Source organism: Streptomyces noursei ATCC 11455, from assembly GCF_001704275.1.
Classification (GTDB): domain Bacteria; phylum Actinomycetota; class Actinomycetes; order Streptomycetales; family Streptomycetaceae; genus Streptomyces; species Streptomyces noursei.
The window spans coordinates 6094416-6120020 of sequence record NZ_CP011533.1 but is presented as its reverse complement, the minus strand read 5'-3'; the positions used below and the strand labels follow the sequence as shown (position 1 = coordinate 6120020).

General features: G+C 74.4%; 20 protein-coding genes. 17 read left to right on the top strand and 3 right to left on the bottom strand.

Translation table 11 applies throughout. The features are described 5' to 3' along the window. The first annotated feature begins 284 nt into the window (after positions 1–284). Positions 285–3245 (top strand): beta-N-acetylglucosaminidase domain-containing protein, encoded by a 2961-nt coding sequence (locus tag SNOUR_RS25945; protein WP_067351530.1) that lies wholly within the window; start codon positions 285–287, stop codon positions 3243–3245. Positions 3246–3333: 88 nt separating this feature from the next. Here SNOUR_RS25945 and SNOUR_RS25940 read toward each other — a convergent pair whose 3' ends face one another. After that, on the bottom strand, positions 3334–3870 hold the full coding sequence (locus SNOUR_RS25940) for an HNH endonuclease (RefSeq protein ID WP_006605595.1): 537 nt from the start codon (positions 3868–3870) through the stop codon (positions 3334–3336). Positions 3871–4160: 290 nt separating this feature from the next. On the opposite strand from SNOUR_RS25940, the gene SNOUR_RS25935 reads away from it, so the two are divergent. From SNOUR_RS25935 to SNOUR_RS25900, 8 genes are all read left to right on the top strand, one after another. Further along, positions 4161–5249, top strand: a complete 1089-nt coding sequence (locus SNOUR_RS25935; protein ID WP_067351528.1) for a mechanosensitive ion channel family protein — start codon at positions 4161–4163, stop codon at positions 5247–5249. Between the two features lie 144 nt (positions 5250–5393). Then, positions 5394–5732 (top strand): hypothetical protein, encoded by a 339-nt coding sequence (locus SNOUR_RS25930; protein ID WP_067351525.1) that lies wholly within the window; start codon positions 5394–5396, stop codon positions 5730–5732. A 344-nt stretch (positions 5733–6076) separates the two neighbouring features. After that, the gene (locus tag SNOUR_RS25925; protein WP_067358785.1) at positions 6077–7213 is read left to right on the top strand and encodes an ROK family transcriptional regulator; all 1137 of its coding nucleotides are present in this window, start codon (positions 6077–6079) and stop codon (positions 7211–7213) included. A gap of 69 nt (positions 7214–7282) precedes the next feature. Beyond that, positions 7283–8659, top strand: coding sequence for an ABC transporter substrate-binding protein (locus tag SNOUR_RS25920; RefSeq protein ID WP_079142886.1), 1377 nt, complete (start codon positions 7283–7285; stop codon positions 8657–8659). An 11-nt stretch (positions 8660–8670) separates the two neighbouring features. Beyond that, positions 8671–9627 (top strand): carbohydrate ABC transporter permease, encoded by a 957-nt coding sequence (locus tag SNOUR_RS25915; protein WP_067351523.1) that lies wholly within the window; start codon positions 8671–8673, stop codon positions 9625–9627. Between the two features lie 26 nt (positions 9628–9653). Beyond that, positions 9654–10559 carry a carbohydrate ABC transporter permease gene (locus SNOUR_RS25910; RefSeq protein ID WP_067358782.1) on the top strand — a complete coding sequence of 302 codons (906 nt, stop codon included), beginning with the start codon at positions 9654–9656 and terminating at the stop codon, positions 10557–10559. Positions 10560–10605: 46 nt separating this feature from the next. Then, the gene (locus SNOUR_RS25905; RefSeq protein WP_067358780.1) at positions 10606–11865 is read left to right on the top strand and encodes a 6-phospho-beta-glucosidase; all 1260 of its coding nucleotides are present in this window, start codon (positions 10606–10608) and stop codon (positions 11863–11865) included. Continuing rightward, complete coding sequence (locus SNOUR_RS25900) at positions 11856–12848, top strand: N-acetylglucosamine kinase (protein ID WP_067351520.1); 993 nt, start codon at positions 11856–11858, stop codon at positions 12846–12848. Before SNOUR_RS25905 ends, SNOUR_RS25900 begins: the two co-directional genes overlap by 10 nt. A gap of 17 nt (positions 12849–12865) precedes the next feature. Here the strand turns inward: SNOUR_RS25900 and SNOUR_RS25895 are convergent, their stop codons facing one another. Next, complete coding sequence (locus tag SNOUR_RS25895; protein WP_067351519.1) at positions 12866–13171, bottom strand: hypothetical protein; 306 nt, start codon at positions 13169–13171, stop codon at positions 12866–12868. A 252-nt stretch (positions 13172–13423) separates the two neighbouring features. Further along, the gene (locus SNOUR_RS25890; RefSeq protein WP_067351516.1) at positions 13424–14116 is read right to left on the bottom strand and encodes a FadR/GntR family transcriptional regulator; all 693 of its coding nucleotides are present in this window, start codon (positions 14114–14116) and stop codon (positions 13424–13426) included. 371 nt (positions 14117–14487) lie between these two features. Between SNOUR_RS25890 and SNOUR_RS25885 the strand changes: the two genes are divergently transcribed. The 8 genes from SNOUR_RS25885 to SNOUR_RS25845 all read left to right on the top strand — a co-directional run bounded on the left by SNOUR_RS25885 (position 14488) and on the right by SNOUR_RS25845 (position 25514). Continuing rightward, complete coding sequence (locus tag SNOUR_RS25885) at positions 14488–15936, top strand: GlnX family signal transduction membrane protein (RefSeq protein ID WP_079142885.1); 1449 nt, start codon at positions 14488–14490, stop codon at positions 15934–15936. Between the two features lie 14 nt (positions 15937–15950). Next, complete coding sequence (locus tag SNOUR_RS25880; RefSeq protein ID WP_067351514.1) at positions 15951–16958, top strand: glutamate ABC transporter substrate-binding protein; 1008 nt, start codon at positions 15951–15953, stop codon at positions 16956–16958. 149 nt (positions 16959–17107) lie between these two features. Then, a complete protein-coding gene (locus tag SNOUR_RS25875; protein WP_067351512.1) occupies positions 17108–18412 on the top strand; it encodes a hypothetical protein in 1305 nt (434 codons plus the stop codon). Then, the gene (locus tag SNOUR_RS25865) at positions 18409–21021 is read left to right on the top strand and encodes a serine/threonine-protein kinase (protein ID WP_079142884.1); all 2613 of its coding nucleotides are present in this window, start codon (positions 18409–18411) and stop codon (positions 21019–21021) included. The genes SNOUR_RS25875 and SNOUR_RS25865 overlap by 4 nt, the downstream gene beginning before the upstream one ends. Before the next feature lies 1 nt (position 21022). Then, on the top strand, positions 21023–22399 hold the full coding sequence (locus SNOUR_RS25860; protein WP_067351504.1) for a PP2C family protein-serine/threonine phosphatase: 1377 nt from the start codon (positions 21023–21025) through the stop codon (positions 22397–22399). 123 nt (positions 22400–22522) lie between these two features. Beyond that, positions 22523–23377, top strand: coding sequence for a hypothetical protein (locus tag SNOUR_RS25855; RefSeq protein ID WP_067351502.1), 855 nt, complete (start codon positions 22523–22525; stop codon positions 23375–23377). A 44-nt stretch (positions 23378–23421) separates the two neighbouring features. Further along, positions 23422–24987, top strand: a complete 1566-nt coding sequence (locus tag SNOUR_RS25850) for an FHA domain-containing protein (RefSeq protein WP_067351499.1) — start codon at positions 23422–23424, stop codon at positions 24985–24987. Between the two features lie 122 nt (positions 24988–25109). Then, complete coding sequence (locus tag SNOUR_RS25845) at positions 25110–25514, top strand: globin (RefSeq protein ID WP_067351498.1); 405 nt, start codon at positions 25110–25112, stop codon at positions 25512–25514. Positions 25515–25605: the final 91 nt, after the last annotated feature.

Genomic DNA, 25605 nt, shown 5'->3' with positions numbered 1-25605 from the left:
CAATGGTGGGCTCACCGCCGAAGGTCTGTCCGAACAGGGCCGAAGGGTGGCGACACCCCCGGTCCCGCGCCACGCGCACCACGACCACCAGGCCCGCACCGCGGCACCCGTCCACAGGTCGGGCCCCTGGCGCGCGAGCGGTGCCGCGACGGCCGGACGGCGGGACACAGGGGGAACCGGCACAAGCCGGTGAGCACGAGATACGGGGACGAGGAGCGACCGTGCGAGTCCGGGGCGTATGGGGCGGCAGAGCCGGTACGGGCAGGGGCAGCAGCCGGGCGCGGGTGGCCGGGACCACCGCGCTGGCCGCCGCCGTCATAGGGGGGCTGCTCGGCGGCGTCCCGGCGGCCCAGGCGGCGCCTGTCGGGCCCGCCGCCGGCACCCCCGACCAGCCCGGCCGGCCCACCGACACCGGCGCCCTGCCGGCGGTCTGGCCGCGCCCCCAGTCGATGCGGCAGCTCGGTGCGGCGGTCCCGCTCGGCCCGACGGCGACGCTGGTGGCCCCGCCGGGCACCGACCCGTACGCCCTCGACGTGCTGCGCGGACTGCTGCGGGACGCCGGGGTGCGCACCGTGCGGCAGGCCGCGCCCGGCGACCGGCTGCCCGCGGACGGGCCGGTGCTGCTGGTCGGCGGGGCGCCCGCCGAGGACACCCTGCGCACCCTGCGGGTGCCGGCCCGCGGCGACCTGCCGTCCGGGGGCTACCGCCTCGCCGTGGGACAGGTCGCCGGCCGGGACACCGTCGCGCTGGACGGCGTCGGCCCGGACGGCCTCTTCCACGCCGCGCAGACCCTGCGCCAGCTGGTCACCGACGGCCCCGACGGCACGCGGCAGCTGGCCTCGGTGACCGTCCGGGACTGGCCGGCCACCGGCGTCCGCGGCACCACCGAGGGCTTCTACGGGCAGCCGTGGAGCCGGGCGCAGCGGCTGGCCCAGCTGGACTTCATGGGCCGCACCAAGCAGAACCAGTACCTCTACGCCCCCGGGGACGACCCCTACCGGCAGGCCCGGTGGCGCGACCCGTACCCGGCCGAGCAGCGCGCCGACTTCCGGGCGCTGGCCGAGCGGGCCCGCGCCAACCACGTCACGCTCGGCTGGGCGGTGGCGCCCGGAGCGGCGATGTGCCTGTCCTCGGAGGACGACCTGCGGGCGCTGCGCCGCAAGGTGGACGCGATGTGGGCGCTGGGGGTGCGCTCCTTCCAGCTCCAGTTCCAGGACGTCAGCTACAGCGAGTGGCACTGCGCCGCGGACGAGGAGACGTTCGGGACCGGGCCGCAGGCTGCCGCCAAGGCCCAGGCCGGGGTCGCCAACGCGCTGGCCCGGCACCTCGCCGAGCGGCACCCCGACGCGGCCCCGCTGTCCCTGATGCCGACCGAGTTCTACCAGGACGGCACGACCGCCTACCGCAGCGCGCTGGCGTCGGCGCTCAACGACCGCGTGGAGGTGGCCTGGACGGGCGTCGGGGTGGTCCCGCGGACCATCACCGGCGGCGAACTGTCCGCCGCCCGCGAGGCGTTCGGCCACCCCCTGGTCACCATGGACAACTACCCGGTCAACGACTACGCCCAGGACCGGATCTTCCTCGGCCCGTACACCGGTCGCGAACCGGCCGTCGCCACCGGCTCGGCGGCGCTGCTCGCCAACGCCATGGAGCAGCCGCTGGCGTCCCGGATCCCGCTGTTCACCGCCGCCGACTACGCCTGGAACCCGCGCGACTACCGGCCCGCGCAGTCCTGGGAGGCGGCCATCGACGACCTGGCCGGCGGCGACCCCAAGGCCCGCACGGCGCTCCGCGCGCTGGCCGGGAACGCCGCGTCGTCCCTGCTCGACCGCGAGGAGTCGGGCTACCTCCAGCCGCTCATCGACCGGTTCTGGAAGGCCCGTGCGGCGGCCGTCGACACCGGCCGGCCCGGGGACGACCCGGGGTTCGCCAAGGCCGCGACGGCGCTGCGGGCCGCCTTCCGCACCATGAGCGGCACGCCCCGGGACCTGGCATCCGACCTGCGGGCCGAAGTCGGGCCGTGGGCCGAACAGTTGAGCCGCTTCGGGGACGCCGGGGCGCAGGCCGTGGACACCCTGGTGGCGCAGGCCCGGGACGACGGCGACGCCGCCTGGGCGGCGCAGCGCACGGTGCTGCGGCTGCGGACGGAGATCGGCCGGAGTCCGGTGACGGTCGGCAAGGGCGTCCTGGCGCCGTTCCTGGAGCGGGCGATGACCGAGGCGGACGCCTGGACGGGGGCCCGCGGCGGCGCCCCGGCACCGGACCGCGGCGACGGCCGCACCGCGCTGACCGTCCCCTTCCCCCGCGTACGGCCGCTGGCCGCGGTGAGCGCGCTCACCGAGCCGGGGCCGGCGGCCGGCGCGGTCTCCCTGGAGGCACACGTGCCGGGGGCCGGCTGGCAGCGCCTGGGGCCGCTGTCCGCGACCGGCTGGACGGAGGCCCGCACGGCCGGGTTGCGCGCCGACGCGGTCCGGCTGACCTGGAGCGGCGACACCCCGGCGCCGAACGTGCACGCGCTCACCCCGTGGTTCGACGACACCCCGCGGGCCGGACTCGAACTCTCCCGCGCCGAGGGCGACGCCCAGACCGGCGGCCCGTTCGCGGTGCAGGCCCGGGTCTCCTCCCGCCGCCCCGGCGACGTGCACGGCCCGCTGACGGTCACCGCGCCCAAGGGCTTCACCGTCCACGCGCCGCGGGAGCTGACCGCGCCCCGGGGCGGCACCGCGCTGGTCCCGCTCACCGTGGACGTCCCCAAGGACGCCGCGTCCGGGACGTACCAGGTCACCGTCGCCTTCGCCGGGCAGGAGCAGCGGCTGACCCTCCGGGTCTTCCCGGCCACCGGAGGGCCCGATCTGGCGCGCGGCGCGCAGACCAGCTCCTCCGGCGACGAGACGGACGACTTCCCGGCGTCCGCGGCCACCGACGGCGATCCGAGGACCCGCTGGTCCTCCCCCGCCGAGGACGACTCCTGGCTCCAGTTCGCCCTGCCCGGCCCGACCCGGCTGGGTCTGGTCGTCCTGCACTGGCAGGACGCCTACGCCGCCGCGTACCGCATCCAGGTCTCCGCCGACGGCCGCACCTGGCGCACCGCGGCCACCGTCCGCGACGGCAAGGGCGGCCGGGAGGCGGTGCGGATGGACGCCAAGGACGCCCGCTACGTCCGCATCCAGGGCGACAAGCGGGCGACGCGGTTCGGGTACTCGCTGTGGGGCGTCGAGGCGTACGCGGTGACGGACACCCCCTAGGTCATGTCCGAGCCGGCCCGGTGGGGCGGGGCCGCGAAGCGCCCCCGCCCCGCCGGAACCGCCGGCTCACCGACGCAAAAGCCCGGATCTACGCCGATACGGCATCGATCCGGGCCAAGGCGTCATCCGCGCCGTACGGCTGCAAGTAGGGCAGCCAGCGCGGGTCCCTATGCCCCGTGCCGATGATGCGCCAGGCAAGTCCTGACGGCGGGGCGGGCTGATGGCGCAGCCGCCAGCCGATCTCGGCGACATGGCGGTCGGCCTTGACGTGGTTGCAGCGCCGGCACGCGGCGACGACGTTCTCCCAGGTGTGCTGGCCGCCGCGGCTGCGCGGGATGACGTGGTCGACGCTGGTTGCGACGCCACCGCAATACATACAACGCCCGCCGTCCCGGGCGAACAGCGCCCGTCGGGTCAGCGGGACGGGGCCCCGAAAGGGCACTCTCACAAACCGCTTCAAGCGGACCACGCTCGGAGCCGGTATGACATGGGTCGCGCTGTGCATCAGGGCGCCGGATTCCTCAAGGCTGACGGCCTTCTCATTGAGGACGAGGATGAGCGCGCGGCGGAGCGGTACGACGCCGAGCGGCTCGTACGACGCATTGAGGACCAGGACATGCGGCACGGGTGCCTCCTTGTACGCCGGCGGCGCGTGGCTCGCGCCGGGACGATCTCCCCACAGTGTCCCCCGGTGCCTGGTCGGCGCGCCACCATGACCAGGTAACGGGCCGGAGGTGTTTTCCACCACAGCGTCGCGGATCCGTCCAGATCCGGCTCATTCCGGCCTTCCCGGACCCTCCAAGATCGAACACAGGGGCGGTCCGCCCGCGTTGCCCCGTTAGTGTGGTAGGTCTGCCCGGCTTTCTCGGGTCCCTGAGCGGGCCGGGCCTGCTGTCCCTCACGGAAGGTTCCGCTGTGTACTGGTCCGCCCCGCCGGCCGCCGCCGCGCCGCTGCGCACCGCCGCGTCCGGTTCAACCGGTCCTACCTCCCTCGACGAGGCCACCCAGAAGGCGACCAACGCCGCCGGCTGGATACAGGCGAACTGGGGGACGTGGCTCACGTCCGCCCTGCAGATCATCCTGATCATCGTGATCGCGGTGGTCCTGCGCCACGTGATACGCCGCACCATCACCAAGCTCATCGAGCGGATGAACCGCACCGCGGCCGCGGCCCAGCACACCGCGCTGGGCGGGCTGCTGGTCAACGCCGAGCGCCGGCGGCAGCGCTCGGAGGCGATCGGCTCGGTGCTGCGCAGTGTCGCCTCGTTCGTGATCATGGGTACGGCCGCACTGACCGTGCTCTCGGTGCTCCAGATCAATCTGGCGCCGCTGCTGGCCAGCGCGGGTGTGGCCGGTGTCGCGATCGGTTTCGGCGCACGCAACCTCGTCACCGACTTCCTCTCCGGCGTCTTCATGATCCTGGAGGACCAGTACGGCGTCGGCGACGAGATCGACGCGGGTGTGGCCACCGGTACGGTCATCGAGGTCGGGCTGCGGGTCACCAAGCTGCGCGGCGCCAACGGTGCGATCTGGTACATACGCAACGGCGAGGTCAAGCGGATCGGCAACCTCAGCCAGGGCTGGTCGACCGCGAGCGTCGACGTCCTGGTCGCCGCGAACCAGGACCTGGAGCGGGCCCGCACGGTGATCACCGACGCCGGCGAGGCGATGTCCAAGGCCGAGCCGTGGAACGAGCAACTGTGGGAGCCGGTGGAGGTGCTGGGCCTGAGCGAGGTCTCGGTGGACACCGTCACGGTCAGCGTCTCGGCCAAGACCATGCCGGGCAAGGCGGCGGGCGTCGAGCGCGAGCTGCGCTGGCGCATCAAGCACGCGCTGGACGCGGCCGGCATCCACCTGGCGCCGCGCCCGGTCACCGAGGAGGAAGAGGCGGCGACGGCCGACCCGTCCTCCGTGGTCGCCGCCCCGTCGGCGTTCGGCAACCCGACGTCGCCGCAGTCCCAGGCGACGACGCCGATCGCACCGCCGCAGCTGGGCAAGCAGTAGTCCCCGCGCCCGACGGCGGGGACACCAGGACAGAGGGGCATGTGACCCAGATCACACGCCCCTCTGTCATACGTACCGCGGTCCCGCTTCGTGTCCGGGGTGTCGGCATCGACCGACACCCACGACGGAGAAGGAGACTTCACCATGAAGATCCGCAATCGCATGGCCACGGGGGCCGTCGCTTCGGTTCTGATGCTCGGCGGCGCGGCGGCCCTGACCGCCGCGGCCCCCGCCTCCGCCACGGCGCGGCCGCAGATCAAGAACGACCTCAGCTGCACCACCACCACCGACGGCCGCCGGGGCACCGCGGACTGCACCAACAACACCAACCGCACCATCGCCTTCCGGGTCACCGTGGTCTGCGGCTGGTGGCCCGACCAGACGGGCCCGTGGCGGACCCTCAACCCGGGCGCCCGGGACCACTCCGAGGCCACCTGCGACGGCGGCACCGGCGTCGGCAGCGTCAACTGGGAAGAGGGCTGAGGTCGCGATGACCGGGGCCTGAGGCCCCGACCCGAGGGGCCCGCCCCGGCACGCACGGGGGATACGGGGACACGGGGGACACGGGGGATCACGAGGGGCGCACCGGCCGACCGCCGGGCGCCCCTCTCTCCGTGCCGCACCACACCCGCCCCGCCCACGACACGGCGAATCCCTCGTCCGAACCATTGACGCGCGCCCGACGCGCGGCCTAACTTCCTTGCCAGCAATTGGAAGGTTTCCTAACAGACACCTTCGGGACAGCTTCCGCACGGAATACGGGGTGGGCAACAGCCATGGCCGCAGCAGGACAGGGAACGCCGGGCACACCGAGGGTGCTGCGGGCCATGAACGACCGGGCCGCGCTGGACCTGCTGGTGTCCCAAGGCCCCCTGACGCGCACACAGATCGGCGAACTGACGGGGCTGTCGAAGCCCACCGCCTCCCAGCTGCTCGCCCGACTGACCGCGGCGGGACTGGTCCGCACGACCGGCAACGTCACCGGCCGCCCCGGACCCAGCGCCCAGCTCTACGAGGTCGACCCGGCCGCCGCATACGTCGCCGCGCTGGCCGTGGACCAGCTGGGCATCACCGCCGCCGTCGCCGACATCACCGGACAGGTGCTCGGCCAGGCCCGGGTGGACACCGACGCGGTCCCCGGCGACACCACCGACCTCACGGCCCGGCTGGTGGAGAAGGCCGTGGACGGGGCACTGGCCGAGGCCGGGCTGGAGCGCGGACAGCTGCACCGCGCGGTGATCGGCACCCCCGGCGCGCTGGACCCGCGGACCGGCCTGCTGCGCTACGCGCCCCACCTGCCCGGCTGGCAGTCGCGGGCACTGCGCGAAGAACTGGCCGAGGTCCTCGGCGTCCCCCTCGTCATCGAGAACGACGTGAACCTGGCCGCGGTGGCCGAGCAACACGACGGCGCCGCCCAGGACTTCGACGACTTCGTCCTGGTGTGGGTCGACGAAGGCGTGGGCGCCGCGATCGTGCTGGACGGCCGGCTGCTGCGCGGGGCCACCGGCGGCGCGGGCGAGATCGGCTACATGCCACTGCCCGGCGCCCCGCTGGCCCGCGACGGCGAGCGCAGCGCCGCCCGGCCGGACGCGGGCGGCGGCTTCCAGCGGCTGGTCGGCTCCCCCAGCGTCGTCGCACTCGCCCACGAACACGGCGCGCCGGAGGTCCGCACCGTCGCCGAGGCGCTGGCCCGGGACGACGTGCGGGCCGAGGTGGCGCGGCGGCTGGCGACCGGCCTGGCCGCGGTGGTCGCGGTGGTCGATCCCCGTCTGGTGGTGCTCTCCGGCGAGGTGCCGCAGGCCGGCGGGCAGGCGCTGCGGGACCTGGTCGAGGAGGAGTTCACCGGGCTCGCGCTGCCCCGTCCGGAAATCCGCATCAGCGACATCGAGGGCAACCCCATCCTCACCGGCGCGCTGCGCACGGCGCTCGCCGAGGCCCGGGACGCGGTCTTCGACACCGCGTGAGCCCTCCGCCGGCACGGCCGGGGAGCCTCGTCCGGGCTCCCCGGGAACCCCCGACGTAAGGAAGTCCGCATGCCGCTCTCGCGCCCGGGTGTCCGACCACGTCCCCGTCCCCGCCGCCGTGCGCGGATCGGCCTGCCGCTGGCCCTGGCCGTCGCCGGACTCTGCGCCGCGGGCTGCGCCAACCCCGGCGTCGGCAGCGACCGCGACGACCCCACACGACCGGTCACCCTCACCTTCTGGCACGGCTGGTCCGACCCCGGCGAGGTCAAGGCCATCGACGACAGCATCGCGCGCTTCGAGAAGCGCCACCCCAACATCACGGTGAAGACGGTCGGCAACGTCACCGACACCACCATGAACCAGGCGCTGCGGGCCGGCGGCGACGACGCCCCCGACGTGGTGTCGTCCTTCACCACCAACAACGTGGGGCAGTACTGCTCGTCCGGCATGTGGGCGGACCTCGACCCCTTCCTGAAGAAGAGCGGCGTGGCGAAGGAAAAGGTCTTCCCGAAAACCCTGCTCTCCTACACGCAGTACCGCGGCCGGCAGTGCGCACTGCCGCTGCTCGCCGACACCTACGGGCTGTACTACAACAAGGACGCCTTCGAGCAGGCCGGCATCACCCGGCCACCGCGCACCATGTCGGAGCTGAAAAGGGACGCCGCCAAACTCACCCGACGCACCCAGGACGGCGGATATCGGCAGGTCGGCTTCATGCCCAACTTCCGCCTCTACCAGAACAGTCCGGACCGGCTCTTCGCCCAGTGGGGACCCACCTACTTCGACCGGAACGGAAAATCCCAGCTGGCCAAGGACCCGTCCACCCGGGATTTCCTCACCACCCAGCGGGAAATCATCGACGCCCAGGGCGGATACGGCCCGATGGAGAAGTTCCGCACCACCTTCGGCGACGAGATGTCCGCGCAGAACGCCTTTCTGCGGCAGAAGGTGGCCATGCACATGGACGGGGAATGGCGCGGCCTGATGCTCAAGGAGGCGAAGGCACCGTTCGCCTGGGGCGTCGCGCCGATGCCGGTGCCCGACGACCAGGCCGACAGCTACGGCCGGGGCTACCTCACCGGCACCATCGCCGGAATCGCCCACAGCAGCCGGCACCAGAACGCAGCCTGGGAACTGGTGAAGTTCCTGACCGTGGACACCGACCAGGTCGTCGCCTTCGCCAACGCCATCCACAACGTCCCCTCCACGAAAGCCGCACTCACCTCCCCGGAACTGGACGCCGATCCGAACTTCCGCACCTTCCTCGGCATCGCCGCGAATCCGCACAGCACCGCGCTGCCCCCGTCCAACAACGGTGACATGTACGTCACTTCGCTCCAGGACTTCTCCTATATGGCGGAGGCCGGAAAGGTGCCCGACCTCGACGCGGGGCTGCGCGACCTCGACGCACGGATAGACGCCGACACCCTCCAGTCCGAGAACTGACGGAGCCCGCCATGGCAGCCCCCTCCTCCCCCGCCCCGGCGCTGCGGCGCAAACACCTCCGCGAACGCCTGCGCATCCTGGGATTCCTCTCCCCCTGGCTCGTCGGGTTCTCGGTCTTCTTCGGCTACCCGCTGATCGCCACCGGCTATTTCTCCTTCATGCACTACAACCAGATCGAGCAACCCGCTTTCGTGGGCCTGCGGAACTGGAGATACGTACTGACCCAGATGCCGCTGTTCGGGCCGGCGCTGTGGAACACGCTCTGGCTGGTCGTGGTGATGGTGGCGCTGCGGGTGGTCTTCGGACTGGGCATCGGCCTGCTCGTCACCAAGGTCAAATCCGGGGCCGGCTTCTTCCGCACCGCGTTCTACCTGCCGTACCTGGCCCCGCCGGTGGCCGCCACCGTCGCCTTCGTCTTCCTGCTCAACCCGGCCACCGGCCCGGTCAACGAGATCCTCGGGGCGCTCGGCGTCCCGGGCCCGGAGTGGTTCAACGACCCGTCCTGGGCCAAGCCGTCGCTGGTCCTGTTGTCCCTGTGGGGCATCGGCGACCTGATGGTGATCTTCATGGCGGCGCTGCTGGACGTCCCGAGGGAGCAGTACGAGGCCGCCGAGCTGGACGGCGCCGGCGCCTGGGGGAAGTTCCGCTATGTGACCTGGCCGTCGATCACCCCGATCGTGCTGTTCGCGGTGGTCACCGGCGTCGTGCAGACCATGCAGTACTACACCCAGGCGCTGGTCGCCGGGAAACTCGCCTCCGGGGTCTCCGTCGGCCCCGGCAGCGTCATCCAGCCCGGCTACCCGGACCACTCCACCCTGACCGTGCCGCAGCTCATCTACTCGCTGGGCTTCCAGAACTTCAACACCGGCGCGGCCTGCGCCCTGTCCCTGGTGCTGTTCGCCATCGCCATGGCCGTCACCACCCTGCTGATGCGCAAGCGCGCCGGCCTGCTCCCGGCGGAGGACTGACCGCCATGACGGAGGACCGATCCGACGTGACCACCACGACGTTCCCCCGGCGCCCGGCCCGGGCCCGCACCCCCGGCACCGCCGGCACCCCGGCCGCCCGCGCCCGCCGCACGCGCCTGCTGCACTGGATCGCCGTGCACGCGGTGGCGGTCGCCGCCGCCCTCTTCTTCCTCCTCCCCTTCGTCTTCGTCTTCCTGACCTCCGTCATGACCGACGACCAGGCGATGAGCGGCGAACTGTGGCCGCACGAGTGGAACTGGTCCAACTACACCGCCGTGTTCACCACCCCCGGCTTCCTCGGCTGGTGGCGGAACTCCCTGCTCTACGCGGGCCTGGGCACCCTCTTCACGGTCTGCTCGGCGATCCCGGTCGCCTACGCGCTGGCCCGCTTCCGCTTCCGCGGTCGCCGCACGGCGATGCTCCTGGTGATCTCCACGATGATGCTGCCGCCCCAGGTCGTCGTCATCCCGATGTACCTGGTGTGGGCGCAGCAACTGCATCTGACCGGTTCGATCTGGCCGCTGGTCGTCCCGATGGCGTTCGGCGACGCCTACTCCATCTTCCTGCTCCGGCAGTTCCTCCTGACGATCCCGCCGGAATACGTGGAATCCGCGAAGGTGGACGGCTGCGGCGAACTGCGCACCCTGCTGCGGATCGTCGTCCCGATGGCCCGCCCCGGCATCGCCGCCATCGCCCTCTTCCAGTTCTTCTACTGCTGGAACGACTACTTCGGGCCGCAGATCTACACCGCGCAGAACCCGGCCGCCTGGACGCTGTCCTACGGCCTGGAGTCCTTCAAGAGCGCGCACAGCGTCAACTGGAACCTCACCATGGCCGCAACGATGCTGGTCATGGCCCCCGTCATCGTCGTCTTCTTCTTCGCGCAGAAAGCCTTCGTCGAAGGCGTCACACTCACCGGAGTGAAGGGCTGAAACGGACATGCTGCCAACTTCCGGGGAACGCTCCCCGCACCCCCGCATCAAGATCGCAGTGGTCGGCGGCGGCTCGACCTACACCCCCGAACTCATCGACGGCTTCGCGCGGTTGCGGGACGCCCTGCCGGTCGCCGAACTCGTCCTGATCGACCCGGCCGCCGAACGGCTGGAGCTGATCGGCGCGCTGGCCCGCCGGATCTTCGCCCGGCAGGGCCACCCGGGCCGGATCACCTGGACCGCCGATCTCGACGCCGGACTCGACGGCGCCGACGCCGTCCTCCTGCAGCTCCGGGTCGGCGGGCAGGCCGCCCGCAACCAGGACGAGACCTGGCCGCTGGAGTGCGGCTGCGTCGGCCAGGAGACCACCGGCGCGGGCGGCCTGGCCAAGGCACTGCGCACCGTCCCGGTCGTCCTGGGCATCGCCGAACGGATCCGCCGCCGCTGCCCCGACGCCTGGATCGTGGACTTCACCAACCCGGTCGGCATCGTCACCCGGGCCCTGCTCTCCCACGGGCACAAGGCCGTCGGGCTGTGCAACGTGGCCATCGGCTTCCAGCGGAAGTTCGCGAAGCTGCTCGGGGTGGCCCCCGAACGCGTCGAGCTGGAGCACATCGGCCTCAACCATCTCACCTGGGAGCGCGCCGTCCGCGTCGACGGCACGGACGTCCTGCCCACGCTCCTGGCCCGGCACGGCGACGCGCTCGCCGACGACGTCCGCATGCCCCGCGCGCTCCTCGACCACCTGGGCGTCGTGCCCTCCTACTACCTGCGGTACTACTACCAACACGACGCGGTGGTGAAGGAGCTGCGCACCAAGCCCTCCCGCGCCGCGGAGGTCGCCGCCATCGAACGTCAGCTCCTCGACCTCTACGCCGACCCCGACCTGGCCGAGAAGCCCGAACTCCTCTCCCGCCGCGGCGGCGCCTACTACTCCGAGGCGGCGGTGGCCCTGACCTCGTCCCTGCTGGGCGGCGGAACGGCCGGCGACGTCCAGATCGTCAACACCCTCAACCACGGCACGCTGCCGTTCCTGCCGGACGACGCGGTGATCGAGGTACCGGCGGCGGTGGACTCCCGGGGGGCCTCCCCCCTCCCCCTCCGCCCCCTCGCCCCCCTGTTCGCCGGGCTCGTCGCCAATGTCACGGCCTACGAGCACCTGGCCCTGGAAGCCGCCCTCAAGGGCGGCCGTGACCGGGTCTTCTCCGCGCTCCTCGCGCACCCCCTCATCGGCCAGATCGACTACGCGGACCGGCTCGCCGACGAGCTGATCGCACACAACCGGGAGCACCTCACGTGGGCCTGACCGGCACGGCGCTCGCCATCGACGCGGGCAACAGCAAGACCGACGTGGCCCTGGTGGCCACGGACGGCAGGGTCCTCGGCCGGGCCCGCGGCGGCGGCTTCCAGCCGCCCGTGGTGGGCACCGCCCGCGCCGTGGACGTGCTGGCGCCCCTGATCGCCGCGGCCCGGGCCCAGGCCGGACCGGACGACGACGGCCCGGTCGGCCATCTCTCCGCCTTCCTCGCCAACGCCGACCTCCCCGTCGAAGTGACCCGCCTGACCGCCGAGATCGCCGCCCGCGGCTGGGCGGAGACCGTCTCCGTCCGCAACGACACCTTCGCCCTGCTCCGCGCCGGACTCCCCGACCGCGGCGAGCAGTTGGGCGTCGCAGTGGTCTGCGGCGCCGGTATCAACTGCGTCGGCGTCGGCCACGACGGGGCCACCGCCCGCTTCCCGTCCGTCGGCCGGCTCTCCGGTGACTGGGGCGGCGGAGACTTCCTCGCCTCCGAGGCCCTGTGGCACGCGGCCCGCGCCGAGGACGGCCGGGGCGCCCCGACCGCACTCGCCCGCGCGCTACCGGCCCACTTCGGCCTGGCCACCATGCTGGAGCTCATCGAGGCCCTCCACCTGCACCGGATCCCCGACGTCCGCCGGCACGAACTGGCCCCGCTGCTCTTCGACGTGGCGGCGGGCGGCGACGCCGTGGCCCGCTCCGTCGTGGCCCGCCAGGCGGAGGAGATCGCCGTGATGGCCTCCGTGGCCCTGCAACGCCTCGACCTGCACTCCGAACCGACCCCGGTGATCCTCGGCGGCAGCGTCCTCGCCGCCCGGCACCCCCTCCTCCACGATCACGTCGTCCGCCTCCTCGCCGAACGCGCCCCCAAGGCCGTCCCCCACGTCATCACCGCACCCCCCGTCCTCGGCGCGGCCCTGGACGCCCTGGACCGGACGACGCCGGCACCGCCCCAACGCGCCTACGAACGCCTGCGGGAGGAGTGGGCGTAGGATCCCGGCCCTGCCGATCACCCCACCTGCACGCAGTCGCCCCGGCAGGTCTCGGTGCGTTCGCCAGGGGCCAGGATGAGGTCGGCCGGGGGCGGGGAGTGATCGCTTTCCGTGATGACGGTGATGGGGTGGTCGGTGTCGTTGACGATGGGGGTTGGGGTGCCGTCGGCGGCGTGGAAGAGCGGATAGGTGCCGGTCGGGTTGATGTAGGTCGTACTGCCGATGGTGAGGAATCCGCTGGCCGTGGCGGGCTGGGCGGGGGTGGCCGAGGTCCTGGTGGCGGCCTTGGCGAGGGGGGTCAGGAGTCGGTTGATGCGACGCATGGGGTGCCTCCGTTGCTTCGGAGGTTGGCGGGAGGGCCAACCTTTCGTCACTCAGCGTAGTCGGAGGAGGGTGGGGTCGTCAGCGGCGCGCGGGAGTGAAACAGGGGGCGCCAGGGGCGAGTTGCGCGCCCCTCGGCGGTGGCGCGTTCGGCGGCCCGCCGTCCGACCGCGCGTGCGGCAGCAGGCGCCCGCCTCGCCGCTCCCCGCCGCCGACCGACCGCCGACTACCGACCGCCGACCGCCGACCGCCGATCAATCGTCGAGCGGCAGTGCCAGGTCGCGGACGTGACCCGCGAGGAGGAGCACCGCGGCGTCGACGGCAGCCTGCGGGTCCTGGGCGCGGATGGCGTCGGTGAGGCGGGAGTGCGGGTCGGTGGGGGCGGCGTCGGCGGTGTCCAGGCAGGCGGCGCGGCGGAGTTCCTCGCGCAGGGCGGCGCTGAGCGAACGGTAGATGTCGGCCAGCACGGGGTTGGCGCTGGCCTCGGCGACGAGGATGTGGAACTCGGCGTCGGCCGCGGTGAACGCCTCGCTGTCGTGGGCCGCCAGGGCGGCCTTGCGGCGGCCCAGCGCGGCCTCGATGCCGGCGAGCTGCGCGTCGGTGCGGTACTTGGCGGCCTGGCGGGCGGCGACCACGTCCAGTCCCTGGCGGACCTGGGTGACGTGGCTCAGCTCGGCACGTTCCAGACGGCGGCGGAGGGCGACCGCGCTGTCGTCGTCGGAGATCACGAACGTGCCGTCGCCCTGGCGGGGTTCGAGGAGGCCGGAGTGGACGAGCGAGCGGACGGCCTCGCGGACCGAGGCGCGGCTGACGCCGAGGGTCTCGGACAGGGCGCTCTCGGGTGGGATGCGGCTGCCCACCGGCCAGATGCCGTTGACGATCTGGCCGCGGATCTCGTCGGTCGCGGACTCCACGAGCGACACCCGGCCCTTGCGGACGGTCTGCACTCGATCACTCCCTTGCCTCGGCGGGACGGACGTCCTGGGCCCGTCTTGGGCCGTCGCGGGCGGCGGCCGGCGGCGGAGCGTCCGATCCCGGTCGCCTGATGTCCGGCGACTGCTCGTAAGGGTAATGCGGGGCGACCGCCCTCCGCCCGGCCCGGAGGGTCGATGCCGGGCGGGCGGGGAACCAGGGCGGCGGGCGGCTCCCAACGGGGGCCGTGGGCGCCCCGCGAGATGTTTGGCGTTCCGAACAAGATCGGGTCAAGTCCGGTGTGCTGGTCGGGCGGCACGGACATACTGACGCCCGTGCGCCCCGTGCCGGTGGGCGCCGGGCGCGGAGCAGGCCCGCAGTCAGCGACCCAGGGGGTGGTTCGTCGGTGTCATCGCTATCGTCCGCATCGTCCGCGACGTCGGTTTCCCCGGAGCCGTCCGCCCGGCCCGGGTCGGCCGGCGGCCCCGCCGCGCGCCGGCGCACCGCGTGGGCCGAGGGCCTGGACCAGCTGCGGGCCGCCGCCACCACCGAGCCGGGGCGGCTGCGCGCGATCGGGGCGGTGCTGGCGCTGCTGGTCGTGGTGTTCGGGGCGACCGCGGTCTGGCAGGTGACGGACCGGTCGCGGGCCGCCGACGACGTGGTGCTGCGCAGCCAGCCGCTGACCGCGGACGCGGCGAGCATCTACCGGTCGCTGGCGGACGCCGACACCACCGCCGCCGGCGGGTTCCTGGCGGGCGGCACGGAGTCCGCCGCGACCCGTGAGCGGTACGAGGCGGATCTCGCGATGGCGTCCCGCCTGCTGGTCAGGGCGGCGGCGAACGCGCGGGTGCCGGGCGCGGAGGGCGGTGCGGCGGATCGGGCCGGGACCCAGATCGCCCGGCTGAACGCCCTGCTGCCGCGGTACACGGGCCTGGTCGAGACGGCCCGGACGAACAACCGGCAGGGGCTGCCACTGGGCGGCGCCTATCTGCGGTACGCGAACGGGCAGATGCGGACGGAACTCCTCCCGGCGGCCCAGGCGTTGTACGACGCGGAGCGGCAGCGGCTGACCGCCGACCACGAGCGGGCCACGGCGTGGCCGTGGTTCGCGCTGGCCGCCGGGGTGCTCGCGATCGGGGCGCTGGGGTGGGCGCAGCGCCGGCACTACCGGCGCACCCACCGGGTGTTCAACCGCGGTCTGCTGGCGGCGACGGTGGCGTCGATGGCGGTGCTGCTGTGGCTGCTGGCGGCGCACACGGTGGCGCGGGCCGGGCTGTCCGACGCGTATGCGCACGGCGCCCGGTCGTTGCAGGTGCTCAATACGGCGCGGATCGACGCGCTGCGGGCGCGCGCCGACGAGAATCTGACGCTGGTGGCGCGCGGAGCGGTTTTGACGGCGGACCAGAAGGACTTCTACGAGGTCGATTTCCAGGCGAAGATGGGGCATCTGGCCGGCGCGGGCGGCCGGGGATCGGCGGATGTGTCCGGGGAGTTGGGGAAGGCGCTGGCACTGGCGGGCGACGAGGCGGGGCGCAAACCGGTGCGGGACACGCTGGCGGCCGTCGGGCAGTGGCGGGCGCGGCACGCCGACGCGCGGTCGGCGGACGACAGGGGGGACTACGACCGGGCGCTGGCGAAGGTGATCGGCGGGGACGGTTCGACGGGCGCGTCGTTCGACCGGGTCGACACCGGGCTGGGGCGGGCGCTGGTCCACGAGCAGGCGCGGTTCCGGTCGGCCGCGGACGGCGGGCGGGCGGCGTTCGGCCTGCTGGCGGTGGGCGCGGCGGTGTTGGCGGTGCTGGCCGCCACGGCGGCGGTGCTGGGCATCGGGCGCAGGCTGTCGGAGTATCGGTGAGGGGGTCAGGGGAGATGGGGACGCGCGGGCGGGGGCTGCGGAATCTGCGGGCGGTCCTGGCGCCGGTGGCGGCGGGCATGGCCGTGATGGCGGCGACCGCGACGGTGCTGGTGCCCGCGCTGGGCCACGGCGTGCGCCCGGAGGCCCCGGGTCCGGTGGCGACGCACCGGGCGTACGGGCCGGGCACCGCGCCCGCGTCGCCGGCCGCGGCGCGGTGCACGCCGGCCAGCGCGGCGGAGAGCCTGCGGCCGTCGCCGGCCGACGGGCCCGCGGTGGAGCGGATCAAGCAGAAGGGCCAACTGGTCGTCGGGGTGGACCAGAACACCTATCGGTGGGGGTACCGCGACCGGGACACCGGCCGGTTGGAGGGTTTCGACATCGACCTGGCGCGGGCGATCGCCACGGACATCCTGGGGCCGGACGCCAAGGTCGTCTTCCAGGCGGTGCCGACCAATCAGCGGATCCCCGCGGTCCGGCAGCGCACGGTGGACATGGTGGTGCGGACGATGACGATCAACTGCGCGCGCAAGGAGCAGGTGGCGTTCTCCACGGCGTACTTCCAGGCGGGGCAGCAGGTGCTGGCCCCGAAGCGGTCGACGATCACGGCGTTCGACGACTCGTTGCGGGGCAAGCGGGTGTGCACCGCGGCCGGTTCGACGGGCGAGACGGAGCTGGCGCGGCGCAGCCACGGCGCGCGGGTGCTGACCGCGCCGAATCAGCTGGACTGTCTGGTGCGGCTCCAGTTGGGCGAGGCGGACGCGGTGGTCACCGACAGTGCGCTGGCGGCGGCGCAGGCGGCGCAGGACCCGACGGTGGAGTTGAAGGGCGCGCCGTTCACCGACGAGTCGTACGGCGTGGCGATGAACAAGGACGATCCGGATCTGGTGCGCCGGGTCAACAAGGTCCTGGACGACTACCGCAGCGGCGGGGAGGACAGCCCGTGGATGCGGGCGTACCGGAAGTGGTTGCAGGCCGATCTGCCCGGTATATCGGGGCCGCCGGAGCCGCAGTACGGCGACTGAGGGTGGTCCGGCGGCGCTCGGCGGCCCCACCGGGCGCCGGATGGGGTCACTATGGAGGGGCTGCAGCGGGGGTAGGGAGCCGGAGGGGCGGCGAGCGAGGCCACGCGCACCAACCGCGGTGCACGGTACGCGTATTGGAGAGGTGATCGATGGGGGTCCCTGGACCCTTCCCCGGCTCGGCGGGGAGGCCCGATGCCCCGGTGCTGGACCGGGAGGAGGTGGACCGCGCGCTGGCGCGGCTCGGCGCCGAGTACGAGGCGATCGAGACGTCGCTGCTCGCGTTGCAGGACCACGCCGGCCGTCGGCTCCTGGAGGGCGCCGACCTGTCGGGCGTCACCAAGGAGCGCTGGGCCGAGACGGAGCGGTCCCTTGCGGTGCTGTGGGCGTTGTTCGACGCCTATACGGAGGTGCTGACGGCCGCGCGGGAGCTGCGGGGGCGGCGGCGCTGGCCGTCCGCGGAGGATCTGGCGGAGCTGTCGGCGCTGTTGCGCGACGGTGCGGTGACGGTGCCGGCCGCGGCGGGCGACGGGCTGAGAGCCGGCGCGAGGATCGGCCTGGAGGAGTTGGTCGGCCGGTTGAACGGGCTGTACGCGCGGTCGTTGGACGTCATCGTGGCGGCGGACGCGGTGTGGTCGGCGCTGCCGGCCCGGATAGACCTGCTGGCGGAGGAGTTGCAGCGGACGCGGTCGTTGGCGCATTCGGTGGGGGTGCGTCCGGGCGAGCATCCGGCGGGTGACGATCTGGAGCGGATCACCGAGGAGCTGGCGCGGTTGCGGGCGCGGGTGATCGCGGATCCGCTGGCGTTCTGGGTGTCGTCGGGGGCGGGGAGCGCGGCGCCGGGCGGGGGCCGTCCGGACACCGCCCGTTACGACCGGGCGGCGCGTGCGTTGGAGGACATCCGGCGTGAGGTGGCGGCGGTGCTGGACGTCCGGCAGGACGCGGAGCGGCGGTTGATGCTGCTGCGTGACGTGCTGTCGCGGGCGGACCGTACGTTGACCGAGGCGCGGCAGGCGCGCGGGGAGGTGCTGGCGAAGATCGCCGCGTCGGAGGTGCCGGCGGTCAGTGGCCCGTCGACGGTGCTGCACGAGCAGTTGGCGGCGGCCGCCGAGTACCGCCGGCGGGCGCAGTGGCACCGGTTGTCGCCACTGCTGGACAGTCTGGAGGAGCGGGCGGAGGACGAACTCCAGCGGGCCCGGGAGTCGTTGACGGCGGTGACCGCGCCGCTGGCGGTGCGGGCCGAGCTGCGCGGCCGGCTGGACGCGTACCGGGCGCGGTTGGCGCGGCACGGTCTGGCGGGGGATCCGCTGCTGATGGAGCGGTACGACGTCGCGCGGCGGATGTTGTGGAGCGCGCCGTGCGATCTGCGGGCGGCGGAGCAGGCGGTGTGGCGCTATCAGGAGGCGGCGGCGGAGGCTGTGGTTCCGGAGCCGCGGGACGGCAGGGGGGAGCCGTGACGGAGCGCGACGGGGGGCGGTGCCAGCGTCGGGAGTGCGCCGGGCGCTATGAGGACGTCGGCGACGGGGAGCTGTACTGCGACGTGTGCGGGCTGGCGCCGGTGGTGTCCGCCGAGGGGCTGCTGTCGGCGACCGCGACGGTGCTGACGCAGCGGGTGGAGGCCGGTGGGGCGACGGTCGCCGCGCCGCCGCCGAGCGGTGCCCGCGGGCGGCGGACGGTCGGGACGCATGTCCCCGCGCAGCGGCCGGGTGGCCGGGCCGGGAGCGGGTCGGCCGACCGGACGCCGGTGGTGGTGCGCGGCAGCGGGCGGGGCAGTGGCCGCCCGGCCTCGGGGTCGGGCGGTGGTTCCGGGGCGTCGCGGGGGCGGTTGGGCGCCGGGCTGGTGGCGGTGGAGCAGGTGCCGCGGCGCGATCCGCGGGCGGCGGTGCTGGCGCATCCGGAGGTGCCGGAGCGGAAGCGGTTCTGCAGCCGGGGCGAGTGCGGGGCGCCGGTGGGGCGGGGCCGGGACGGCCGGCCGGGCACGGCGGAGGGCTTCTGCACCAAGTGCGGCCATCCGTACAGCTTCGTACCGAAGTTGCGGTCCGGGGAGCTGGTGCACGGCCAGTACGAGGTCGTGGGGTGTCTGGCCCACGGCGGGCTGGGCTGGATCTATCTGGCGCGGGACCGGGCGGTCGACGACCGGTGGGTGGTGCTCAAGGGCCTGCTGGACACCGGTGACGAGGAGGCGCTGGCGGCGGCGGTGTCCGAGCGGCGGTTCCTCGCCGCGATCGAGCACCCCAACATCGTGCGGATCTACAACTTCGTGGAGCATCTGGACCGCGCGACGGGCAGCCGGGACGGCTACATCGTCATGGAGTACGTGGACGGCATCTCCCTGAAGGACCTCGCCAACGAGCGGCGCACGTCGCAGGGGCGCCGCGATCCGATGCCGGTGGAGCAGGCGTGCGCGTACGGCATCGAGGCGCTGGAGGCGCTCGGCCATCTGCACGGCCGGCAGTTGCTCTACTGCGACTTCAAGGTCGACAACGCCCTCCAGCAGCACGACCGGCTCAAGCTGATCGACCTGGGCGCGGTGCGGCGGGCGGACGACCACGAGAGCCCCATCTACGGCACGATCGGCTATCAGGCGCCCGAGGTCGGCGAGGTGGGCCCGTCGGTCGCCTCCGACCTGTACACCGTCGCCCGCACCCTCGCCGTCCTCACCTTCGACTTCCAGGGCTACACCAATGTCTTCGCGGACTCCCTGCCGGACCCGGACCACATCGAGGTGTTTCGCGCGCACGAGTCCTTCTACCGGCTGCTGGTGCGGGCCACCGATCCGGATCCGGGACGGCGTTTCGGTTCCGCGGAGGAGATGGCCGAGCAGCTGACGGGGGTGCTGCGGGAGGTGGTGGCGCTGCGGACGGGCGAGCCGCGGCCGGCGCTGTCCACCTTGTTCGGGCCGGAGCTGCGGGTGGTGGGCACGGAGCCGGTGCCGCCGCCGGCCGGCGACAGTTCGCTGCTGGGCGGCCGGCGGCCCGGTCGGCGGCGCGCCGAACGGGTCGCGGAGGAGCCGGCGCGGCTGGGCGGCGGCCCGGAGCTGCGGCCCCTGGACGTGGCCGGGGCGGCGCTGGCGCTGCCGGTGCCGCGGACGGATCCGGACGACCCCCATGCCGGTTTCCTGGCGGGTCTGCACGCCGCGACCCCGGCGGAGCTGCTGGCCGCGCTGCGGGCGGCGCCCACCGACTCGCCGGAGGTCCGGCTGCGGACCCTGCGCGCCCAACTGGAACTGGGCGGGGACGCGCTGGCCTTCGAGGGCGACGGGCCGGGTTCCCCGGCAGGGTGGGCCGAGGGCCCGTGGGGCGCCGACGGGAAACACGACGTGGACGGGGTCGGGGCCGGGTCCGGGTCCGGGGACTGGCGGGTGGTGTGGCACCGGGGGCTGGCGGCACTGGCGACCGGCGACCGGGAGGGCGCCGCGCTGGCCTTCGACGCGGTCTACGACGCCTTCCCGGGCGAGCCGGCGCCGAAGCTGGCGCTGGGCATCAGCGCCGAGTTGCTGGGGCAGTTGGACAACGCGGCGGAGTACTACCGCCTCGTATGGGCGACAGACCGGAGCTATGTGAGTGCCGCGTTCGGGCTGGCCCGGGTGCGGCTGGCGGCCGGTGACCGGGCGGGTGCGGTGGCGGCCCTGGAGTCCGTCCCGGAGGCGTCCATCCACTACACGGCGGCGCGGATCGCGGCGGTCCGGGCCCGGCTGCGGCAGCGCTCGCCCCGGGAGCCGCTGCTGCCGGATCTGCGGGCCGCGGCCCAACAGGTCGAGGCGCTGGCCGACTTCGGTCTGGACGACCGGCGTCGGGAAGTCCTCGCCACCGAAGTACTGGGCAGTGCCCTGGACTGGGTACTCTCCGGGAGCCACGGCGACGGGCCCGGGGCCGGTGCCCCGGGTGACGGGGCGCCGGACGGTGCCGCCGGGCCGGCGCTCCTCGGCAGTCCGCTGGACGAGCGCGGGCTGCGGTTCGGGCTGGAGCGGTCGTACCGTCTGTTGGCGCGGCTGGCGCAGCGTGGCGAGGAAAGGATCGAGCTGGTGGAGCGGGCCAACCGCTTCCGCCCCAGGACATGGGTGTGACATGGGTGTGACTGGGCCGTCCCGCTGCCGGAGCTGCGGTGAGCCGCTCGACGCGGGGGACAACTACTGCGGGCGGTGCGGCGCCGATCCCCTGACGTCGGGCGGTTTCGGCGTGCCGGCGGGATACGGGGCACCGCCGGCGGCGGCGTTCGCGGCGGGACCGGCGGCGCAGGTGGGTCCGCCGCCGCCCGACCCCACGACCCGCCTCCCGATCGGGGACGCGACGGCGCCGACCGCGCCCGCTGCCGGCGGCCGGCCCGCCGACCCGCGGGTGGTCGGCTACGAGGCGGTCGCCGACGCCGCCGCCGGCACCGGGCCGCGGGCCGAAGCGGAGGTTTCACCGACGGCCCGGGAAGAGGCCCTGGCGGGAGCCGAAGCGGAGCCGGCGGCGGACACCGCGACGGACGCCGCCACGGCGGACGCGCCGGCGCCCGGAGAGGCCGCCGAGCCATCAAACGGAACGGCCGAAGACGGGGCCGCCGAGTCGGGTTCGGCGACCGTAGCGGGGGAAACCGGAACCGCTCCGGAGGACCCGCCCGAGCGCCAACGCGACCACCTGGAGCGGGAGTTGCCGGGCGTCGCGGCGGTCAGCGACCGCGGCCACCGGCACCACCGCAACGAGGACTTCTTCGCGCTGGGCGACACCGTGCTGACGGACGGCGCGCCCGCGGTGATCGCGGTGGTCTGCGACGGGGTCTCCTCGGCGACCCGCCCGGACGACGCCTCCAAGGCCGCCGCCGAAAGGGCCACCGGGGCGCTGCGGATGGCGCTGCCGCGCGGCACGCACCCGCAGCAGGCCATGCACGACGCGGTGCTGGCGGCCTCGGCGGCGGTCGACGCGCTGGCCGTCGACCCCTCGATAGCGCACGACGAGTTCCGCCAGCAGAACGCCCCGGCCTGCACGATCGTCGGCGCGCTGGTCGGCGGCGGGCTGCTGACCATCGGCTGGGTCGGCGACAGCCGGGCGTACTGGATCCCCGACGACCGCACCGCACCGCCGGTCCGGCTCACCGAGGACGACTCCTGGGCCGCCCAGATGGTCGCCAACAACCTCATGACGGAGGCCGAGGCCAACGCCGACGAGCGGGCGCACGCCATCACCGGCTGGCTCGGCGCCGACGCGTACGAGGTCGAACCGCACGTCGCGGCGTTCCGGCCGGACGGGCCGGGGACGGTGGTGGTGTGCACCGACGGGCTGTGGAACTACGCCGAGACGGCCGGGTCGATGGCCGCGGTGCTGCCCCTGGACGCGCCGGTCCGGCCGCTGAACGCCGCGCGGGTGCTGGTCGACCACGCCCTGGACGGCGGCGGGCACGACAACGTAACGGTCGCGGTGGTGCGGTTCCCCACGCCCGGGGAAGGGGCAGGATCGGCCTAGGGTCCGCCCGAACCCGGGCCCGTCGGACGGGCCCTGGGGTCTGTCCATGAAGTCCCGTCGTTCGCCCGGGGGGGGCGAGCCCGGCCGGCGGCCGGCGGCAGCCGCAAGGAGCGGACGTAACCCATGGCCAACTTCGCCAAGTCGCGGGTGCCGCACTTCACCGCCGAGGTGCACCACAACCCCTGCCTCCCCGAGGGCGGGCAGGCGTTGCACGCCGTCGTCACGGTCACCGCGACCGGCGGCGGTTCGACCGGTGGGCGCCCGGTGCCGCGACCGGAGGCGGCGGTCTCGGGGGTGGCGGGGCCGGAGCACGGGCCGGCCGACGCCCTCGAGCCGGACGCCGGGGTCGTACTGCGGGTGCGGACCCCGCTGGGCGCCGAGGTGGGGTTCCTGCGGCAAGTGGCGCCCGCCCCCGAGGACCTGACCGGCCGGCGCAGGGCGTCGGGGCCGCGCTCGGGCGACTACCCGACCGGTCCCTGGGGCGACGAGTCCCGCGACTACCACCTCTTCCTGCGTGTCCCGGACCCCGGGCTCGGCCGGGAGATGCTGGCCGCCCGGCTCTCCGTGCTGCTGCCCGCACCGGACGGCGCCGCGCCGCGGGTCGTGGCGCAGGGTCTGGTCCGGGCCGTGTGGACGGACGATCCGGCCGCCGCGGTACGGATCGATCCACAGGTGGCGCACCACACAGGTCGGTCCGAACTGGCGCAAGTCATCCAGCGGGGACTGGATGCGGCCAAGTGGGGAGATGCCACCCGCGCCGTGCGCGAACTGCGCCGTGCGGCGCGGCTGGCCGGCGGCCCCGGGAGCGAGGACACTGCGAAACTCCTTGCGAAGGTGGTGGGCGACGTCGATACCGCGACCGGTACTGTGCGACAGGCGGCGAAGGCGCCCGAGGTCGAACGGGAGAGCTCCCGGACGGCGCCGGACACCCACTCATCGCCCGCAGAAACCGCAATGAACGAGCACGATCACCACTGATCAGTACCACCCGGAAGAAACGGTACGGAGGGGGAAGAACCGACATGCCGACCTGCCCGAGCGGCCACCAGTCGGCGGCCGAAGACTGGTGCGAGGTGTGCGGCCAGCGCATGGCGGGTGCCGTTCCCCCGCCACCCTCTCTGCCCGCCGGATTCCTCAACGCGCCGCCGCCCGCCGAGCCGACCGGTCCCGCGGGTCCGCCGCCCGGCATGCCCGGTCCGCCGCCGGCGGGCCAGCCCGGTCCGCCCCCCGGCATGCCCGCCCCCGGCCCGCCGCCCGGCTTCGGCGGCCCCGCCGCGCCCGCACCCGGCCCCCGTATGCAGGGCGGCCAGGAGGGCTACGGCTTCCCGCCGCCCGCGCCCGGCCCCGGTGGTCCCGGTGCGCCCGCCCCCGGCCCGGCCGGCCAGCCGCCGCAGGGCGGTTACGGCTTCCCCCCGCCGGCACCCGGCCCCGGCGCCCCCATGGCCGGCCCCGGCACCCCGCCGCAGGGCACCCCGCCGCCCGTCGCCCCGGCTCCGGCGCCCGGCCCCGAGCAGTCCACGGAGTTCTGCCCGCAGTGCCGCACGCCGCGCGAGGGCATGGCGCCGTTCTGCGCGGAGTGCCAGTACAACTTCCTCACCCACTCGCCGGCGTCGTTCGCCCCGCCGCCCGGTGCGCCCGCGCCCGGCCCCGGCGGCCAGCCGCCGCAGGGCGGCTACGGCTTCCCCCCGCCGGCACCCGGCCCCGGCGCCCCCGCGCCCGGCCCCGGTCTCCAGGGCGGCCAGGGCGGTTACGGCTTCCCACCGCCGCAGGCCCCGCCGCCGCAGCAGCAGCCGGGCCCGCCGCCCGGGGCGCCCGTCCCCGGCGGCTTCCCGGGCCAGCCCGGTCCGCCGCCCGGCATGCCCGCCCCCGGCCCGGCCGGCCAGCCCGGTCCGCCGCCGCCCCCGCAACAGGGCGCCGACGACTGGACGTTGACCCCGCCGAACCAGCCGCACGCGGCGCACGCCGCCCCGCCGATGGCGCCCCCGCAGCCCGGACCCGGCCCGCAGGCCCCGTTCGAGCAGCCGGCGCCGTACGAGCAGCAGCCGCCCGCGCCGTACGAGCAGCAGCAGCCGGCCCCGTTCCCGCCGCAGCAGCAGCCCCAGCCGGGACCCGACGGCCAGTGGGGCGGCGCCCCCGGCCCGGCTCCGATGGCGCCGCCACAGGGCCCGCCGCCGGTGATCGGCGACGGCTGGGTGGTGGCCATCGCGCCGGACCGCGAGTACTTCATGGCGATGATGAGCCGCAGCGGCCCGGAGGCCGCGGGGCTCAACCTGCCCTCGTACTCCCCCGAGCAGGTGCTGCCGCTCGCGGGCGGCCAGGTCTCGGTGGGTCGCCGCCGGAACAGCACCGGTGAGTCCCCGGACGTCGACCTGGGCCGGACCCCGGAGGACCCGGGCGTCTCGCACCAGCACGCCCTGCTCGTCCAGCAGCAGGACGGCAGCTGGGCGGTGGTGGACCAGAACTCCACCAACGGCACGACGGTCAACCTCGCCGAGGAGCCGATCCAGCCGTACGTCCCGGTGCCGCTCCACGAGGGCGACCGGGTGCACGTCGGCGCCTGGACGACGCTGACCATCCGCCGCGGCTGACCACACGACGCCGACCCGCCAACTCCGGGGCGCGATCGACCGATCACGCCCCGGAGTCGCGTGTGGGCGCCGGACGTCCTAAGTCCCCGGTCCTCGGTCGGGGCGTCTGCCACCATGGACCGGTGAACAACATTCCGCACGGCACGCTTCAGGAGCAGACCTTCTACGAGCAGGTCGGCGGCGAGGACACCTTCCGCCGCCTGGTGCGCCGCTTCTACGAGGGGGTCGCCGAGGACCCGCTGCTGCGGCCGATGTACCCGGAGGAGGATCTGGGACCGGCCGAGGAGCGCCTCGTCCTGTTCCTCATGCAGTACTGGGGCGGCCCCCGCACCTACAGCGAGAACCGCGGCCACCCCCGGCTGCGGATGCGGCACGCCCCGTTCACCGTCGACCGGGCCGCGCACGACGCCTGGCTGCGGCACATGCGGGACGCCGTGGACTCCCTCGGGCTGGCCGAGGACCACCGGACGCAGTTGTGGAACTACCTCACGTACGCGGCGGCGTCGATGATCAACACCGCCGGGTGAGAGAACGGTCACACCGGCCGGAATCCCCGCGTCCCTGTCACGATCCGGTCAAGACCACCCGCGAACCGCCCACCCGGCACCCCGCCCTCTG

Excerpts from the sequence above, each read along its gene's own strand:
- SNOUR_RS25930 (WP_067351525.1), top strand. The coding sequence starts at position 5,394 with ATGAAGATCCGCAATCGCATGGCCACGGGGGCCGTCGCTTCGGTTCTG.
- SNOUR_RS25925 (WP_067358785.1), top strand. The coding sequence starts at position 6,077 with ATGAACGACCGGGCCGCGCTGGACCTGCTGGTGTCCCAAGGCCCCCTG.
- SNOUR_RS25920 (WP_079142886.1), top strand. The coding sequence starts at position 7,283 with ATGCCGCTCTCGCGCCCGGGTGTCCGACCACGTCCCCGTCCCCGCCGC.
- SNOUR_RS25915 (WP_067351523.1), top strand. The coding sequence starts at position 8,671 with ATGGCAGCCCCCTCCTCCCCCGCCCCGGCGCTGCGGCGCAAACACCTC.
- SNOUR_RS25895 (WP_067351519.1), bottom strand. The coding sequence starts at position 13,171 with ATGCGTCGCATCAACCGACTCCTGACCCCCCTCGCCAAGGCCGCCACC.
- SNOUR_RS25880 (WP_067351514.1), top strand. The coding sequence starts at position 15,951 with ATGGGGACGCGCGGGCGGGGGCTGCGGAATCTGCGGGCGGTCCTGGCG.
- SNOUR_RS25875 (WP_067351512.1), top strand. The coding sequence starts at position 17,108 with ATGGGGGTCCCTGGACCCTTCCCCGGCTCGGCGGGGAGGCCCGATGCC.
- SNOUR_RS25860 (WP_067351504.1), top strand. The coding sequence starts at position 21,023 with ATGGGTGTGACTGGGCCGTCCCGCTGCCGGAGCTGCGGTGAGCCGCTC.
- SNOUR_RS25855 (WP_067351502.1), top strand. The coding sequence starts at position 22,523 with ATGGCCAACTTCGCCAAGTCGCGGGTGCCGCACTTCACCGCCGAGGTG.
- SNOUR_RS25850 (WP_067351499.1), top strand. The coding sequence starts at position 23,422 with ATGCCGACCTGCCCGAGCGGCCACCAGTCGGCGGCCGAAGACTGGTGC.